This is a genomic window from Desulfomicrobium apsheronum (assembly GCF_900114115.1).
Lineage (GTDB): Bacteria > Desulfobacterota > Desulfovibrionia > Desulfovibrionales > Desulfomicrobiaceae > Desulfomicrobium > Desulfomicrobium apsheronum.
In genome coordinates, this window is record NZ_FORX01000008.1 from 131,587 (window position 1) to 149,147 (window position 17,561).

Below are 17,561 nucleotides of genomic sequence, written 5' to 3' on the forward strand. Positions count from 1 at the left end.
TGTATTCTCCAACGGCAGCCGGACTGACCTGCGGGAGATTTCGCAACTCTATTGTCATGACTGTAAAACCCCGGCCCCGCACAAAGCGCCTTGAATTTCCTTTCCCGATCGGGATTTTTTTTCGATCAGAATCTGGTCCATGACTTGGGTTATTTCCTGCATGCTCACCGGCTTGGTTAAATAAGCGTTCATGCCCGCAGCCAGGAACTTTTCGCAATCACCGACCATGGCGTACGCCGTCAGGGCGATGATTGGCGTGGACGCAATATCTCCCTTCCAAGATCGGATAGTCCGCGTGGCCTCGAGACCATCCATAATCGGCATCTGTACATCCATAAGCACAATATCAAAACACTCCTCACGAAGCTTGCGCAAAACCTCTTTCCCATCCCTGGCCACGACCACTCTACAACCAATCCTTTTGAGAATTGTCTCGACAAACATGGCGTTGACAAGATCATCCTCAGCCAAGAGTACGCTACGAGGCTTTTGGCAGATGGGTTTGGGATGACTTGGGACCCTGCGCTCGCTACTTGAAACGGGCTCAAAAGGAAGGAAGAAATTGATGACCGTTCCTTGGCCCAAATCGCTCTGCAAGGAAATCTCTCCGCCCATGAGATCGACCAGGCGACGTACGATAGCCAGGCCCAAACCAGCGCCCTGGTGCTCGCGTACATAGGTTTTCTCACCTTGAACGAAAGGCTCAAAAATAGTGCCCACAATATCCTGGCTGATTCCAGGACCAGAATCTTGGATGGAAAATAACACGGTCATTAGGCCGTCTGTTCCCCATGAAAGAGGTTTCACTTCAACTCGCACGAAACCACTTTCCGTAAACTTGACTGCGTTACCAACCACGTTGAAAAGAATCTGCCTCAATCGACTCTCATCACCTTTAACCAGCTCAGGCAGGTTCGGGTCGAAAAAGAAATCAAGCATAAGCTTCTTTGCGGAAGCATCGAACAAGAAAACCTCGCTCAATTGTTGTCGCATGGACGAAATGTCAAAAACATCCTCACACAAATTGAGTTTGCCGGCCTCAATTTTGGACAGGTCGAGAATGTCAGCAAGCAGCCTGTTCAGACGTGAAAGACATCTGTGAGCATTATGCGCATAGCCGTGTTGCTCTGCATTGAGATTCGTCTGCCGGAGGACTTCAATCATCCCACTTGCACCATTCAGCGGGGTACGAATTTCGTGACTCATATTGGCCAGAAACTCGCTTTTTGCCCGATTGGCCATATCGCTTTGCGCAGCGAGCTCATGGGCTCTCTCAAGGGCATATTCGAGGTTACGGTTTGTGGTCTCAAGTTCCTTTTCAAAGGTTCGGCGGTCGGTAACATCAATGGCAATATGAATTATCTTAACCAGTTTTCCATGCCGATCGTGAACAGGGGTGCAAGAGACCATGTAGGTTTTATCGAAAGCATCCATCTCCAGTTCAGCTTGCGCTCCCATACAGGTTTGCTTCGTCTTCGCCATAGGACAATTAAAAGGAGGCCCGTCTCCTTTGTGAAAAATCTCGAAACATTTTCGGCCGGAAATACCCCGCATATCTAAGCCCGTAAGTTCAAGCGCGACCTTGTTGGCAGCCAAAATTCTATATTCGCAATCGAGTACAATGACTGGATGTCCGATGGCCTGAAAAATGTTTTCCCATTCATTCCGAATTTGAAGCAAAGATGCCTCGGCTTCTTTCCGAGCCGTGATATCAAATACAATAGAGTACAGAAGGCGCTTACCATGTATTTGAACAGGCCCAGAGTAAACTGAAACATCCCGGATGGAATCATCGCAGAGACGATGCCTGAACTGAAAATTATTTCGAGATGTCTCCCGTGCCTGACTCATGGCTGTAGAAATTTCTTCGCGTGAGGCCGTGTTGATTTCCCATATCTTCTTCCTACATAATTCAACTTTGGACCCACCGTAAAATAACTCCGCAGCAACATTGACATCGACTATTCGTCCTGTATCAGGTTCAATGAACATCATCACGGTAGGCATCTTGTCGAATACCTCGAGAAAATCACGCCTAGATTCTTGCAAGAGTCTGTCTGTAAATTCGCACCGCTTATATACATCCAACAAACTGATCACCAAGGATTCTGATGCAGGCCAAATCAATGATCCAGAGACAAGACCTTGACCAAGTAAATCACTCCGAAAATGGGATAAGTCGTCGTACTTGACCACAAACAGGCAGACTACGTCACCATATTCTGGAGCAACGGCAAAAATATTACACAATTCCGCAACAGTCCCGTCTGACAATGAGGGGGCGAGTAAAACAAATGTCGGGCCGTTCCCCATGACTGCATCCAAGGCTTGGCTGCTCTGTGCTCGACTCGTTTTGTAAGACGCCCTATTTAGAACACGCTCCAAGGAGTCAAGTTCTCTTACCTCTTCGCTAACGATTAGAATATGATAAGAAGACTGATCAATAAAATCGTACTTTTCACGCATAAAGGTCCTTTCGCAGGAAAATCCATTGCAATAAAACAACGGATTATCTGCATGTATATCAGTCGAATAGTTTTTATTCCTTGAAATTCGCATATACTTATCATCGCAAAAAATACTCAAGATATCAGTTCAAAGATATCAAATTAGCATCGTCTTTAAAATCGATCGCAACATCAGTGCCGATGTGCCCTAATCACTAATCTGTATTGTTAAGGGGAAGTCTGATCGTGAAAGTCGTCCCTTCACCTGGCTGGGATTTAAAGCTAATAGTACCTTCATGGACCCCTGTTACGATGCGATGCGCAATGAACAATCCCTGGCCTGTGCCCGTCCCAACAGCTTTCGTGGTAAAGAACGGCTCGAAAGCATGTTCCTGAACATGCGACGGCATGCCGCTTCCGTTATCCGCGATCCGAATTTCAACCCATCCGCCATCCCTGCGCGTAATCACATGGATCGTTCCCAAAGGCGCTCCCCCGTCACTCCTGATCTCCGAGATCGCGTGAGCGGCGTTGACCAAGAGATTAAGCAACACCTGCCCAATCTCTTGGCTGAGGCACGGCACAGGCGGAAGTTCAGGATCCAGATCCATGCTCAATTCGGCCACATATTTCCATTCGTTCCGCGACAGGGTGACCGTGTCCGTAACAAGTTTATTCAGATCCACATCCGTTTTACAGTCGTGACCGGGGTGAACAAACTGCCTGACCGAACCGACGATGGCCGTGATTTTCTCTAAACCATGCAACACGTCGCCCACGGCTGAAGGCAACTCTTCAAGATAGAATGAAACCTGCAACTCCTCATCCCTAGCCTGGATCACTTTAATCTCCCTCTCAAGAGCAGGATCCGACGCTAGGCGTTCAAACAGAAGACCATGTCCCCCCAGCGCCTGCGCAATGTGGTCCATGGCCTCTTTGATAAACCAGATGTAGTTGAGGACGTATTGAGTCGGCGTATTGATTTCGTGAGCAATACCCGCTGCAAGCTGACCAATGGCTTCCATCTTCTGAGTTTGCAGCAACTGAGCTTCTATGAAGCGTCGTTGCGTCACATCCATGACCAAAAGCCAAATTCCGGCACATTCTTCTTTGTTCTCTTCCTGCATGACTGGAGTAACTATGCTGAAAAACTGCTCCCCAGAAATAAACCATCGAATGTCGCACCGCCGAATTTCCTCACCGCACCCCACCGTATCCACCATCCGAAGATACGTCTCTCGATCATCAGGATGGACAAGCGTAACCAGTTGCAGACCGGAAATTTCATCCTTCTCTTGACGAACCAACTCGCAAAAATGACGGTTACAAAAAGTCACTCTCCCATGGGCATCAATTTCCACAAGGCCCTGCTGCATCGTTTCAGCAAGCCCCCGAAATTGTCTCTCGCTCTTAACAAGTCTATCCACGGAAGAACGCAACTCCGTCACATCCTGCAGAAACCCCTCAAAATACTCGGCTTCACCATCATCCGCAAAGATCACCCTTCCATTGATCTTGGCCCAAAAAGATATTCCATCCTTGCGTCGGAGTTCGATATCGCGGTCTCTGACAATACCAGTGACCAGCGCTTCACGCAGAAGATCTTCGCGATCTTCCGACCGAACATAGAGCTGAGACGGAATATCCGTATAATATCGCCGCATTTCCTCGGTCGAATCAAAATCGAATATAGAGGCCAAGGCCTGATTCACACTCAAAAACCCATAAGGCGATATCTGAAAAATGCCTACTGGGGCGTTGTCGAAGATGTTCTTGTATTTATCTTCAACCTCGAGAAGTGTGCCGCGGATGCTCTCCAGCACGGTCACGTCCCTGGCTACGAAGACGGTAGCTATCTTCGCCCCATCAGGGCCTCGAATCTGATCCCGATTGACGAGAAAACTACCCTGGATATTGCCGAAGTTCACAGGAATGCGGCCATCGGACCTGTCATCACCTGAAAAGTTGTACTCGAAAGCGCCGAGAACTTCAGCGCAAGGCCGTCCAATAATTTCGATGGAAGGACATGACAGGCGAGTTTCCAGAGCCTTGTTGACCCGCATTAGAGCCAGGTCGTTGTCGACCAGGAAGACCAAGTCCGAAATCGCATTGAAAGTTCGATCAAGTTCTTCCTTGGCGTTCCTGATCTGCTCCTGCACCCGCACTCTCTCGGTCAGATCGTGAAGAATGAGAGAAAAACCAGTAATACGTCCGGAGACATCTGGATGTCGGTTCAAAATTGCCCGAAACTGCCTGGAACCGAAAGGCAACGGTTGAGTGACATCCGCTTCGAAAGTCCTTTCCACTGAGGCCAGAACCTCTCCTCCAAAAACCTCTAGCCAGGGAAAGACCGCCTCGACCTTGCGGCCCAGAAACGCAGGGCTAATCTCATCTTCCGCTGTCGCATAATAGATTTTCCCTATGCGCGCGTCAGAGTCTAGCAAGCTTGTGGCGGCACTGTTGATATTACCGATGGTGCCGTCCGGTTCTAAAAATATTGCTGGAGTGGAGAGACTTTCGAAAAATGTCAGATACCTGTTTTTCTCATTGGTTATACATCGCAAAGTCGAGGCCATCTCGACCAAAGTCGTCTGCCCCCCGACATTGGCCCATTCAGCGCTAAACCCAATACTCATGCGATCAAAAAGCACAATAACGAGCTCGTCCAACCTAGACTGATCATCCCCTTCGGCAACAAATTCTCGTATTAGGTCTCGATATGTCCGGCGATAATAAACGAATAGTCCCAAAAACATCTCCAGGGAGACGCCCCTTTGCCTGTGACGCCGCGCCTGGCCCATGGCGAAGCGCGATGCTGGATCTTCGTTCCAATCAGTATGCAGGCTAACATTCAGGGAACCATCTCCATGAAACTTAAGCGTGCCTGCCAAGGCTTCGGTCAAACCTGCGATGGATACCCTCCACGCTTCCAACAGGGTTGAGGAATATCTGGTATAGTCATGCATGCGCGCATAGCCGAGTATCCGCTCCATGAGCCAAGATTCCTTGGCGCGCATCAGTTCGATGAACTCATCCACTATCGTCACCTCAAAAAAACCATATCTGCACCCCTGCGCATACAAGAAAATTACGAATTAGATATAATGTACAAAAATCAAAAAAAATAGACAGTGCAAGCATTTGAAAATTAAATCATGATTTTAAATTTATACAACTATCCAACATACTCAACCCTTAAAAAATACGGATCAATCCTATATAATTCATTCTTTACGTAAAAAATACGGTATCAAAATAAAAAAAAATAAAAATATTCTTAATATTGCAAAAATCCATTAAAAAACTAAATATTTTGAACTTTCATACATAGGGATCAGCCCAGTCACACGAGAAAATCGCTATCAGTAACATTCTCCCCCAGGAGTGCTTTGTTGTGCAGGCAAAGCCGAAGCATCAAACAGGCCAGGAATGCGCCCAAGACGTTGGCTAGAAAATCGAGAGGATCTGCGTTGCGTTCCGGTTGAAACATCTGCAGCATTTCATCCAATCCACCGACGCAAACTGCAACGGCGGCGACGGCAACGGGCTCCAAATCGAGCGCCCAACGCAAAAGAAGGGTCAGGAAGAAGGAAGCCAACACATGGACCACCTTGTCTAAATGCTCGAAGCACTGGCAGTGTGTCAGCCCGATCATGGAGGCTTGGTAAATTCCCACACAGCAAAGACAAGTCACGACCAAGCGCAGCAACCTTGACCACGCGACACGGAGTGTATGGACAGGAGCAAAGAAGAAGTCGCGAACAGCGTGTATCCAATGATCGGATGCATTCACGGTTTTAGGGACACCCGTCACCCCTTAACAATCATAGCTATACCTCAAAAATCGCCGTCACACAGCGCATGGCAGCCCGACCATCCCAGAATTCTGGGCGTTGCGGTGCACGTTCGGTACCTAAGGCAGCGTGGAATTCGTGTCTTATGCGCTCAACGCTGTTGCCGACCAGTACTCCAGCCCCTCCATGCTCCTTCAAAGTTACGGGGCGTTCGGTGTTCCATCGCAAGGTCAGACAGGGTGTTCCAAGGACACAACATTCTTCCTGCAGGCCCCCGCTGTCGGTCAGGGCGACGACGGCCTGCATGTTAAGGCGCAGCATTTCATGGTAGCCGAGGGGGTGCGTGAGGACAAGGCCGGGACACCACGCGGCCTTGTCCCACAGTCCGAAGGACTCGAGCATCTTTCCGGTGCGGGGGTGGATAGGCCAGATCAGGGGAATGACGGGAGCGACCTCTCCAGTCAGGAAAGCCAGGATGGGTTCCAGCACCTCGACCTGATCCACGTTGGAAGGCCGGTGCATGGTCAGCAGCGCAAAGCCTTTGGAGAGGTCCGGCACGACCGTGCCAGGCAGCAGAAGATTCCTGCGAACAACCTCAGCCACGTCGAGCAGGGCCGCCCTGTCTCGGTGAGCCTCAAGAGTATCAATCATGATGTTGCCCACGAAGCGGATCTTTTCAACCGGCACGCCCTCCTGAAGGAGATTGCCGCTCGAGAGACGGTCGGGCGTGAGCAGGAGATCGCTCAGGCGATCCGTGACCAGTCGATTGATTTCCTCGGGCATGGACATATCCCGACTGCGCAGGCCAGCCTCCACATGGGCCACCTTTACGCCAAGTTTCTTGGCCGTAATGGTACAAGCCATGGTCGAGTTCACGTCACCCACCACCACTACCCAGTCCGGCCGTTCGCAGAGCAGAACCTTCTCGAACTCGACCATGACCGATGCCGTCTGTTCGGCATGGGAGCCCGACCCCACGCCCAGGTCCATGTCCGGCCTGGGCATGCCCAGGTCGTCAAAAAAGGCCTGGCTCATCCTGCGGTCGTAGTGTTGGCCCGTGTGAACCAGAAGATGCTCCACGTCCGGTCTTGTGTTCAGCGCCTCGATAAGCGGCGCGATCTTCATGAAATTCGGCCTTGCACCGACAACATTTATTATTTTCATAGTGGTATGATTTCCTGATATACTCGGACTTACTTGTTCTGCGGTGCGAATACCGAGAGAGGTTATGCGTCAGAGGTATCACCTTAAGCCTCATCAGCAGATTATTGTGTGAATTTCCGAAATCCTGCCTCTCAAGGGACAAACGTCACGCCTTAGAATGATGGGACGCCCTGGCTGCGCAATTGAAATTCAGCAGACATTCAAACTTTCTTTACGATTACATGCATGCGCAGTGGCCAGATAGTAAGCACCGAACACAACGATAAATAACCAGAAGCTGATCCACTCCGGAATATCCAGACGCTGACTTGCAAAGGCGTATGCGATGCATGCGACCTGCATCGCCAAAATGATCAGCACGGTCCTGTTCACATTCGTACCAAAGGCCAAAAAAAGATGATGCAGGTGACCACGATCAGGACTGAACGGGGAGCAGCCGCAGCGCAAGCGCCTGATGGATACGGCGGCCGTGTCGAGGAGTGGGATAGCGAAAAGCCACAAGGCCATGACGGGGGTGATGGCTGCGCCCTCGCCTTGGGAGAGGCTGATCATATACCAAGACAACGCAAAGCCCAAAATCATCGTCCCGGCATCACCCATGAAAACGGCCGCCCGCGAGCGGCCAAAAAAGCGCGAATTGAAAATCAGGAATCCAAACAAGGCCGCCGAGAAGCAGAAGAGTTGTAAGGCAACGTTCGCGTCGACCGGAAAAGCAAGTAAAGCGAGCGCGCCAAAAATCATAAATCCAAGGCTACCGGACAATCCGTCCACCCCGTCAACCATGTTGAAGGCGTTCATGACCCCTACCATGCTAAATACGGTCACTGGCGTCCCGAGCCAACCCAGTGTCAACGAAATCCCAGGCCAAAGCTCTCCGAGACTCACCAATCGAACGCCGAACCACTCCGCCGCCGCCAGACAGCACAGTACTTCCAGAGCCATGCGCCCTTTGAAGGACACGTCCCAGCGATCGTCGGCAACCCCAATGGCCAGAATAGGGAAACACAGCCCAAGCAGGCCCAGTCCACCATTGACCTGCCAGGCCGGAGCCGCCATGGCGCAGAGGATAAGGGAAGAGTAGATGGCAATGCCACCAATCAGCGGCACGGCACCGGCATGCTGTTTGCGATTCGACGGCTGATCTAGAAGCCCGACCACGGTAGCAAGGGGATTGAGCATTAGGATCAGGACAACGGTGATACCCAATGAAGCAGGCAATGCATAGTACATGGCGCACCTTCTGAAATTCGTGTTCCATCGAACCATCGCTTAGGGTGGGACAACCGCCACCGAGCGTCTGCTCGAACTTCAGAAGCTTATACTTCATTCACATTGTATTCACACAAGCATACTAATACAGTCAAAATACGTAGATATCAAAAATTCTTCAGCTTATCACGTATATTATTCGCATGCCTATGCAATATATATCTCAATTTAATACTCAATTGACAAAAATTTAAAAACCTAACTCCCGTTCCCAAAGTACACGCAGCTTCGTCCAGCCATGCCAAACCAGGGATTCCGTCCAGACTCGAGCAGTGACAACACCACGGATGCAGGTTTGTGCATCGACACGCCCTTCGGGGGTGCAATATACCCGATGTCGCGGCACCTGCATGAACAAAGTATCTTGGCGACCGGTCTCTATCTGTCCCCCATGAGCGCTCGACAGGAGCGGCCACTCAAGAGTTCTGTCGGCGTAACTGTCCAGACGGCGAATCACGCAGAGCGTGGCGGGCAGTGCCGGATTGTCAGGCAGAAAACGTGCGGGGAGGTTAACGGCCAACCGTGAAAAATTATCGCTCTCGACCAAGGCGTTTATCTCCCACTTGTCTGCAGCGGTAAGGAGCAGCAGTTCCTGCCCCTGACTCACGGTGGAACCAGGCTTGACTGTCGTATCCATACCCGTGACCACGGCGTCGCCAGGAGAGACCATGGCCAACCGGGAAATGTCATCCTGGCGCTGTCGCAAATCTGCGTAGGCAGCGCGCAACTCCTCACGCAGGATGGACAGTTCTGCCCCATGTCGCCCACTCAGGCTGGCCACTCTCACCCTCTGTTCGGCCAGAGCCAATCTAAGGCGACTGACGGTATGCTCGTGCTCCAATTCAGGACTGCGCAAGCGAACCAGAAACTGGCCGGACCGGACAGCATCGCCAATCCGAACGGCCACTTCCTCCACGCGCCCCCCCTGCGGTGCATACACATGCACTTCATTTTGGCGCTGAAGCACCGCGGGCATGGAAACCGTCCGCGGCCAAGGCATGACCAGGAGTGCAGCAAGTAGTGCAGCCAAAAAAATCAGGACTACGGGTCGCACTGCGGCGTGTTTGCGTATTGCCTGCCATGCGCGGATTTCCCGCCAGACGGGGAGGACGATGAACCAACCGATTTCCACGACCATGAGAATGGCTCCAAGCACTTTGAAAAAAAAGGTGTAAACCAGCAGAGCGATGCCCAGAAACAGAAAAAAACGGTAGAGCCAGGTGCAAACGGCATAGAGAATCATGAGACGCTGGGTGTGCGACGGAGCACTGTCAGGGCTTGGCTGATCCAGCTTGAAGATCAGGCTGCGCAATTTCCAGGTAGCCAATGCGAAGGACCTGGTCTGAAGATTTGGGACGCCCCACAAATCCATGAGCAGATAGTAGCCGTCAAAACGCATGAATGGACTGAAGTTGATGGCCAGACTAACCAGCCAGGTCACTCCGGAAAAAAGAAACAATGCGTCGCGCAGATGGCCGGGTTCAACCAGAGTCCAGAATAGTAGTGCCCATGCAGCCAGAATGAATTCCGCGCCAAGTCCGGCCAGACTGATCAGAAAACGTGCGCGATGACGGGACAACTTCCATGCTTCAGTTGCATCTGTATAAAGCATGGGGCAGCCCACGATAAAGGCCAACCCCATGGCCGAAACCCGGCAACCCTGATGAGCAGCGGTTAAAGCGTGCCCGAATTCATGCAGGGTTTTAGCCAGAGCCAGTGCCAGCAGCATGGCGATAATGCCCGAAGGAGTGAGCATGTCCGGCAGATATGATGTAAACTCCCCCCATCGCTCGGAAACAAGTGCTGCTCCACAAAGGCCCGCCAGCACGGTGAGCAGCACAAAAAGGGGGCTGAACAGCCATCTCGTGTAGGGAAGCATGGCTTGCAAAAAATGCTGCGGGTGCAGAAGTGGAATACGGACGGACAGGTAGGTGTGCAGGATTTGCTTTAACAGGCTCTGTTCCCGCCGCTGGGCCAGAGTCAGCAGATACTGCGTATCCCTGGGGCTGGATGCCTGCAAAAGCTGACTTTGGGCCAGGAAGGCGGCCAATTCTTCAACCTGTTTGGACTTGATGGGCCAGGGCGAGTCCTTCGATGCTGCCAGAGCCACAAGCTCGGGAACCCCGGCGTTCCAATGCTTGAGAATGCGAATTTCATCCTGCCCTACGGAAAAAAAACGATTGGCTGTAATGTCGTGCAAGGTCCAGCATGGCGCGCCGTTCTCACGCTGCGGCGCTGAATGAATGTCGATGTCTTCTCGTAGCGGGCGCAACAAGGTCGCGGCCTGGGTCATGCGTACTTCCCTTGCGGGTTAGGGCTCGCGTCCAATCCAGAGAAGAACATTGAGGCATAAAACTTACGCCCTATCAATGTCAGAAAGTGTTGTGCGCTCATGAAAATCACACCCCCAGCCACATGCGTGCGATAGCCAGTGGCCGGCGCAGCAGATAAAAACCCAAGGGCATTTTTTCACCGAAAATACGACCTGTGCCGAAATATCCGATGCGCATTTCCGGTACATTCTGATCGACGGAAGCCAACACTTCGTAGGCCAGTACCCCCTTGGGACTTTCTCTGGGTTGGTAGCCGATGGAGCGAACCGTAGCCTTGATTGGCGTATTAGGAGTCATGTTCAGGTAGAGATGTACCGCGTCGCCCAAACGCAGGAGGCCGGCGTCTGCGGCCGGAACCCAAACCTTGACTTCCATCCGATCGGGTTCGGCGACAGTCAGCAACCGCTCGCCCATGCCCACGGACTTTCCGGCCCAAGACGGATAATCATCCACCAGGGCGATGCCCGACCCCTGCGCCACGACATTCATGCGTGTTTTCAGTTCCGTCAGGTATGAGAGTTCCACCCTGGCTTCTTCACGCCGCACTTCCAACTCGGGCAAACGTAACACGCTATCATTCATGGACAGTGCGCCCTGCTGCGCCTGACGTACCGCTTCCTCGGCGCTGGCGAGATTCTCCCGAGCCACAAGTATCTGGTTGTCGACCTTAAGCTGTTCAAACACCACAAGCACATCTCCCGCGGCCACACTTTCAAACGGCTTCACAGCCATACTCTGCACGATGCCTTCAACGGGCGAGCGCACCACCGTGGGCTCCAACGGAACCACCTCGCCCAATCCCAATACAGCTGAAGTCACCGGCAACATACCCGCACCAAGTAAAAACAGAGTTGCGACCCAGGCGGGGCTGATCTTAAAATAACCACGCATGCGTTTGAAAAATCCAGGCCGACGCAGGGTGCGCAGCATTGCCCCCCCCAGTTTTCCCAGGCGGCGGGCCAGGGTCAGATCCTCATCGCTCCATTCCTGAGTCCGACCAAGCAGCAAATAACCCGCCAGAACACCATCCCGAAGGAAAATAGGACAGATCAGCACCTGGGCAGGAAGCCACTGAGACCATTCCCGGCTCATAGCGTGGGAGACGTCGGAGGGACGAAGAGTCCGAGGTGCGCCGGGGCTGCCCCAATCGCGCTCCAAACGACGCAGATACTGAACGCATGGGGCGTTCTTGTCCGCACCCACGATACTGGCGAAGGTCAATTCCAGATCCGAGGCATGGTCGGAGGGTAAAAATACCGCGAATTCATGCGGCAGGACCTGACGCGACTCGTTGACCAGGACAAGCAGGACTTCCCGTGCACTGCGTGCCGCCAACAGGCGGTCTTCAAGAAAATCCCTGCGGGAAATATCCAGTTTCATAGTTTCCTTTTATTGCTGCCGGGCGCTTTGCGGCAGAGTATGCCATAACGCACTTGGTCCGGTCTCCTGCAAGGCTGACCTGGAGACCGGACCAATAACAAAGGGTCAGAACCCCGGCGAGGCTTCTGAGTATTGGGCGACTGCCACTACCGAACCAGAACAACGGTTCCAGACATGCCAGGCCTGACCGCGTTCGAATCTCCGCGCAATTGGCCAAAGACTTTGATAGTTCGGTTCAGGGGATCAGCCACGGGAGCGACCTGGCGCACTGTACCGTTCACGGTGGCATTGATTTCGTAAACGTCCATGACGAAGGGTTGATCTGGTTGCACGTCCTGTGCGGCAGTGGAAGGCAACAGGAAGTGCACTTCCAGATTATCCGTGCCCACGATTTCCAGCAGAGGTTTGCCTGCGCTGACAAATTCACCCTTGCCTACGGGCAGGGAAACCACGGCTCCGGCAAAAGGAGCGAGTACGCCGCAACGCTCCACGTCGAGTTGGGCCAAAACCTTGGCCTGGGCGCAGATATCCAATTCGGCCCTGGCCTTTTCCACTTCCTGCACGCTGGCCGATTCCATGCGCGCCAAACTCTGGGTGTTATGCAACACAGCCTTGGCCAGGCGCTCCGCAGCGCCGGCCTGAGCAAGTTGAGCCTTGTATCCCCTGCAATCCAGGTCGATAAGCGTTGCTCCGGCCTTGAAGGTGTCACCTTCGCGTACGCGCAAAGTGCTGACGATGGCATCGAGTTGGCTGGAGAGCACGGCCCTGTCGCGTGCCACGACTTGCCCACGCACGGCTTCTTCGGCCAATACCGAATGAGCCAGCAAGACCAGCAGTACGACAGCGAGGATTATTCGCCATTTCACAGTGGCTGCTCCTCACTTGCGGTTGGCGCGGGTACAACAAGCACTTCCGTGATGTCACCCGGCCCCCAGAGTTTGGCATTGGCACCGGCGATGACTGCGGTCAGGTCGTTCAATTCGCGAGGCAGGGCCGAATAATCAAGGTAATCCACTCCCAAGGCGGTGAACAAATTGTTCAGGGCCTGGTAGTAACTGATGAAGGCTTCCTCGCGGTTCACGTTTCCGGTGATGGCGGACACGGCTTTCTGGATGGTATCCAGTCGCATGCCCTGCCCCTGGCTGACCTGTCGGGCCGAGAGTTCCTTCAGGCGTTCTTCGACCTCAGCCAGAGTTTTGGCCCTGCTTGCGGCCTGAGCCGCGAATTCGTGTTGCTGAGCGGCAAGGTTTACCTGCGCAAGTACGGCCATACCCATGGCCAAACCCTGAGCTTCTTCCATCTTCTGCTGCACTTGGAGCATTTTCTTCTTGGCGGGCCACTTGGCCAGGTTCATCAGGTTGTAGGCCACATGTACCGAGGCTTGCTGCCAGGTGGAATACAAATCGAAGCTGTTGGAATCATAATTGGTGGACAGATTGAAACCGATACCGGGCACCAGATCCAGGATGGCTTTTTTGGCTTCCAAAGCTGTAATTCGCTGCTGATAGCCCCATTCAAAAATTTCCGGGCGATGTGAGAACGCATAGTTTTCCATGTACTCGCGCGTCAGCTCAAGACCACGTAAGGAACCGTACCAGGTAGGTTTTTCCAGGCTCGGCAACTGGTCAGACGGCAGGTTCATAAGGGCCGCCAGCTGTACCTTGGCCAGGGACAAGCCACGTTGCAATTCTTCAAGTTGGCGGATCATCTGAAGCAGGTTCTTCTGATATGTCAGGACCTCTTCAAGCGGGCGCAGACGCTGATCTTCGATGCTCTTGGCCGTTGACAAGGCCTCTTCGGCCTGAGCCAGGGCCTTAACGATATCGTCGCGCAGATCCTGAGCCACGAGTACCTTGAAAAAAGCGGTACGCGTTTCCCCGACCAAGTCCTGGACAACCTTGCGCTGCTGTTCCTTGGCCATGAGAAAACGGTTGGCCTGCTGGTGCAGGTTGTAATAACTGACGCCCACATCCAGAATGTTCCAGGACAGGGAAAGCTGCCCCATGTGCTGATCACGGTCTTCGCTGGTAGTATAGTCCGTCGAAGTGATGCCCGTGCGCAGGTTACGACTGACGGACCCATCCCAGTTGGAGCGATGTTCGGCCTCTCCCCGGGCGGTGAGTTCCGGCAACATATCGTACATGCTCAGATCGTACTGACGCTGCTTCAAAGACACCTCGAACATTTTCACCCGGTGCTCGAGGTTGTACTTCAGCACGCGGGCAATGGCCTCGTCCAGGCTCAGGGCGACCGGAAGGGTTTCCTGGGGGGCCTGAACACGGTTTTGCAAAAACGCGGCGGCTTCCCGAGCCTCGGTGGCGGTGATGGTCTGGGGCTTGATGGCGCAGCCGGTGACCAGCAGCGCGATGCCGAACAACAGGGCGATGGTTTTCATGATGCGGGGCATGGAAAATCCTTTTCGTGATTAACGTTGTCTGAAGGTTCAAAAATCGTGTTTGGGATTACCTTATTCTTATATCAGCAGACACGAGGCCAACTGAGCCGTAAAGGAAGTCCGGGCGGGTACCGCTCCCCCCTTCATGACCTCGTGACTCTCTCCGGCAGAAGGCACGCGCACATCATGAATGTCAGCCGAACTGCCAGGCTCGTCCTTGGAGGAGCCCTGCTCATCCAGGCGCTTCTCCAAGGACAGGGCAACACTGTCCGTTTGCCCGGGCCGCGCGCTGTAGTTTTGCTCCGTGTTCCACTGACCGAGTTGCGAAGCGTCTTCGACGGAATCTTCGGTCGCGTCGCGGTCCAGATTCAACGTGATGCTGACCACCGCCTCGTTGCCCTTTTCATCCCAGAACCATACTTTCACGGTCACGCCTTCCCGGTCCAGTTCACTGGGTACTGTAACTCGCAGGGCGCGGGCATCCTGGTCAAAGCGGACCCAGAAAGGCAGAGGAGAACCATCGGACTGCCTGGCCTCGGAGCGAATCTCCGTGCCAGTGAGCACAGACAGCGCTTCAGGAGGAATGTCGACCGAGGTGTGCGGCTGATCGTCACGCCACAGGTTGATCCACTGGACGTAAGCCACTTCCAGTCGACGTGGAAATTCTGACAACTCCAAGGGTCGAGCCAGGATTCGCTGATCGAACGAAATTCCGGATTGGGAAGTCCTGACTAAGGTCAGCGGCCGATTCATACCGGCTTGTGAATCCAAAGAACCGGCTCCGGGTAAGGTGGAAACAACGGGAGTGCCTCCACCGTTGTTCGTATAGACAGGTCGAGCCACGGTGACGCTCACCACTGCCGTTTCGGTCACCCCACCACTGGTCACCGTATAGGTGAACTCGTCGGGCCCAAAATAGTCGCGGTCGGGGGTGTAGGTGACGGTGCCATCCGGGTTCACCGTCACGACGCCATGCGCCGGACCATCGCCGTTTTCCACTGACACAACCGGAATACCCTCAAAGGTGTCATTTCCGAGCACGTTGGTAATGATGGACGTATCTGCGTTGGTGCTCACGCTGTCCGCTGCGATGTCCGCCACCAGGGTAACGTTCAGGTTCACGGTCCGGATCTGAGTTTCACCGCTGGCCGCATCGGTCACGGTGTAAGTGAAGCTGTCCATCCCGTTGTAATCTGCCACCGGTGTGTAGGTGAAGGTGCCGTCGGCATTGACCATGACCATGCCGTGGCCCGGGTCCGTGGCCTTGGAAAAGCTCAGCGCGCCGCCCGAAGTGGTGGCATCGTTCCCGGCCACGCTGCCGGAAATAGTCGTATCTTCTGCACCGGAGAAACTGTCATCCGCCGCCACGAGGTCCACCACCGGGTTGACGGTGACGTTCACCGTGGCTGTTTCAGTCACGCCAGTTGGGCTGGTCACTGTGTAGGTGTAGGAATCCGCACCATGGTAGTTGGCGTTTGGCGTGTAGGTGATGGTTCCGTCACCGTTGTTGACGACCGCACCGTGCGTACCCTGCGTCACGCTGGTTATGACCGGCGTGCCTTCGAAGCTGTCATTGCTCAGCAGGTTCGTCGTGACATCGCCGTCCTCGTCCACGGTCTGGGTGTCGGCTGCGATGTCCGCCACGGCCGTGACCGTCAGATTGATGGTCTGGGTTTCCACGTTGCCGTCGTCATCGGTCACGCTCACGGTAAAGCTGTCGACTCCGTTGTAGTCCGCCGTGGGTGTGTAACTCCAGGTACCGGTCGTGGCATTGATGGTCGCCGTGCCGTGGCTCGGGCCGTCTCCCGTCTCGATGCGGAAGTTGGGCGTTGTCATGCCGTCAGCGGTATCGCTCACGGTCAGAGTGCCGGTGATATCTCCGCCATCTTCCGCGCCGCTGCCACTGGTGTTACCGCCAAAAACGGCCGGATCATTGACCTGAATGACCGTCACGTTGACTGTGGCTGTCTCGGTCACGCCACCGCTGGTTACCGTGTAGGTGTAGGAATCGCTGCCGTTGAAGTTGACATTCGGCGTGTATTTGACTGTGCCCAGTGCAGCATCGACGATTTCCACTGTGCCGTTGCTGGCCGCGCCAACAGAGGTGATGGTGCGCCCGGCGTTGTCGAAGCTGTCGTTGCCCAGCAGATTCGTCGTGACGTCCTCGTCCTCCTCCACGGTCTGGGTGTCGGCCGCGATGTCCGTCACGGCCGTGACCGTCAGATTGATGGTCTGGGTCGTCGTGTTTCCGTCATCGTCGGTAATGGTCACAACGAAGCTGTCGGAACCGTTGTAGTCGGCGTTTGGCGTATAGGTCCACGCTCCGCTGGCCGCGTCGATGCTCGCCATGCCGTTGCCAGCGGCCGTGGTCACACTGAAGATCGTGCCGTCAGTCAGGCCGTCGGCCGCGTCCGAGGCCGTCAGAGTGCCGGCGATGGCACCACCGTCCTCGACACCGGAGCCGGAGATGTCGCCGCCGATGGTGGCCGGATCATCGATCTGATTGATGGTCACGTTGACCGTGGCCGTTTCGGTCACACCGCCGCTGGTCACCGTATAGGTGTAGGAGTCGGTGCCGTTGAAGTTGGCGCCCGGCGTATATTTCACCGTCCCTGCGTTGGCGTCGACGATGGTCACCGTGCCGTTTGTTCCCTGCGTCACGCTGGATATGACCGGCGTGCCTTCGAAGCTGTCATTGCTCAGCAGGTTCGTCGTGACATCGCCGTCCTCGTCCACGGTCTGGGTGTCGGCCACGATGTCCGCCACGGCCGTGACCGTC

10 protein-coding genes are annotated in these 17,561 nt (G+C 54.0%); all 10 read right to left on the minus strand.

What is annotated here, in order from left to right; all coding sequences use genetic code 11:
• Positions 1-54: 54 nt before the first annotated feature.
• Positions 55-2,466 (minus strand): PAS domain-containing hybrid sensor histidine kinase/response regulator, encoded by a 2,412-nt coding sequence (locus tag BMZ40_RS09850; RefSeq protein WP_177193099.1) that lies wholly within the window; start codon positions 2,464-2,466, stop codon positions 55-57.
• Positions 2,467-2,662: 196 nt separating this feature from the next.
• Positions 2,663-5,485, minus strand: coding sequence for a PAS domain S-box protein (locus BMZ40_RS09855; RefSeq protein WP_092374804.1), 2,823 nt, complete (start codon positions 5,483-5,485; stop codon positions 2,663-2,665).
• 305 nt (positions 5,486-5,790) lie between these two features.
• Positions 5,791-6,102 (minus strand): VanZ family protein, encoded by a 312-nt coding sequence (locus BMZ40_RS09860; RefSeq protein ID WP_092374807.1) that lies wholly within the window; start codon positions 6,100-6,102, stop codon positions 5,791-5,793.
• 175 nt (positions 6,103-6,277) lie between these two features.
• Positions 6,278-7,405, minus strand: coding sequence for a non-hydrolyzing UDP-N-acetylglucosamine 2-epimerase (wecB, locus tag BMZ40_RS09865; protein WP_092374810.1), 1,128 nt, complete (start codon positions 7,403-7,405; stop codon positions 6,278-6,280).
• A gap of 189 nt (positions 7,406-7,594) precedes the next feature.
• Positions 7,595-8,635, minus strand: a complete 1,041-nt coding sequence (locus BMZ40_RS09870) for an undecaprenyl-phosphate alpha-N-acetylglucosaminyl 1-phosphate transferase (protein ID WP_177193100.1) — start codon at positions 8,633-8,635, stop codon at positions 7,595-7,597.
• A gap of 229 nt (positions 8,636-8,864) precedes the next feature.
• Complete coding sequence (locus BMZ40_RS09875; RefSeq protein WP_092374816.1) at positions 8,865-10,967, minus strand: site-2 protease family protein; 2,103 nt, start codon at positions 10,965-10,967, stop codon at positions 8,865-8,867.
• Positions 10,968-11,073: 106 nt separating this feature from the next.
• Positions 11,074-12,387 (minus strand): efflux RND transporter periplasmic adaptor subunit, encoded by a 1,314-nt coding sequence (locus BMZ40_RS09880; RefSeq protein ID WP_092374819.1) that lies wholly within the window; start codon positions 12,385-12,387, stop codon positions 11,074-11,076.
• Between the two features lie 146 nt (positions 12,388-12,533).
• Entirely contained in the window at positions 12,534-13,253 is a 720-nt protein-coding gene (locus BMZ40_RS09885) for an efflux RND transporter periplasmic adaptor subunit (RefSeq protein WP_092374821.1), read from the minus strand.
• Positions 13,250-14,794 (minus strand): TolC family protein, encoded by a 1,545-nt coding sequence (locus BMZ40_RS09890; protein WP_092374824.1) that lies wholly within the window; start codon positions 14,792-14,794, stop codon positions 13,250-13,252. The genes BMZ40_RS09885 and BMZ40_RS09890 overlap by 4 nt, the downstream gene beginning before the upstream one ends.
• Before the next feature lie 66 nt (positions 14,795-14,860).
• Positions 14,861-17,561: beta strand repeat-containing protein (locus BMZ40_RS09895; RefSeq protein ID WP_143075588.1), on the minus strand; the 2,701-nt coding region annotated here is incomplete at its 5' end.

What these genes read in the sequence shown, in the direction of transcription:
- BMZ40_RS09890 (WP_092374824.1), bottom strand. Translation starts at nt 14,794, where the DNA reads ATGCCCCGCATCATGAAAACCATCGCCCTGTTGTTCGGCATCGCGCTG.
- BMZ40_RS09850 (WP_177193099.1), bottom strand. Translation starts at nt 2,466, where the DNA reads ATGCGTGAAAAGTACGATTTTATTGATCAGTCTTCTTATCATATTCTA.
- BMZ40_RS09860 (WP_092374807.1), bottom strand. Translation starts at nt 6,102, where the DNA reads ATGATCGGGCTGACACACTGCCAGTGCTTCGAGCATTTAGACAAGGTG.
- BMZ40_RS09875 (WP_092374816.1), bottom strand. Translation starts at nt 10,967, where the DNA reads ATGACCCAGGCCGCGACCTTGTTGCGCCCGCTACGAGAAGACATCGAC.
- BMZ40_RS09870 (WP_177193100.1), bottom strand. Translation starts at nt 8,635, where the DNA reads ATGTACTATGCATTGCCTGCTTCATTGGGTATCACCGTTGTCCTGATC.
- wecB (WP_092374810.1), bottom strand. Translation starts at nt 7,405, where the DNA reads ATGAAAATAATAAATGTTGTCGGTGCAAGGCCGAATTTCATGAAGATC.
- BMZ40_RS09880 (WP_092374819.1), bottom strand. Translation starts at nt 12,387, where the DNA reads ATGAAACTGGATATTTCCCGCAGGGATTTTCTTGAAGACCGCCTGTTG.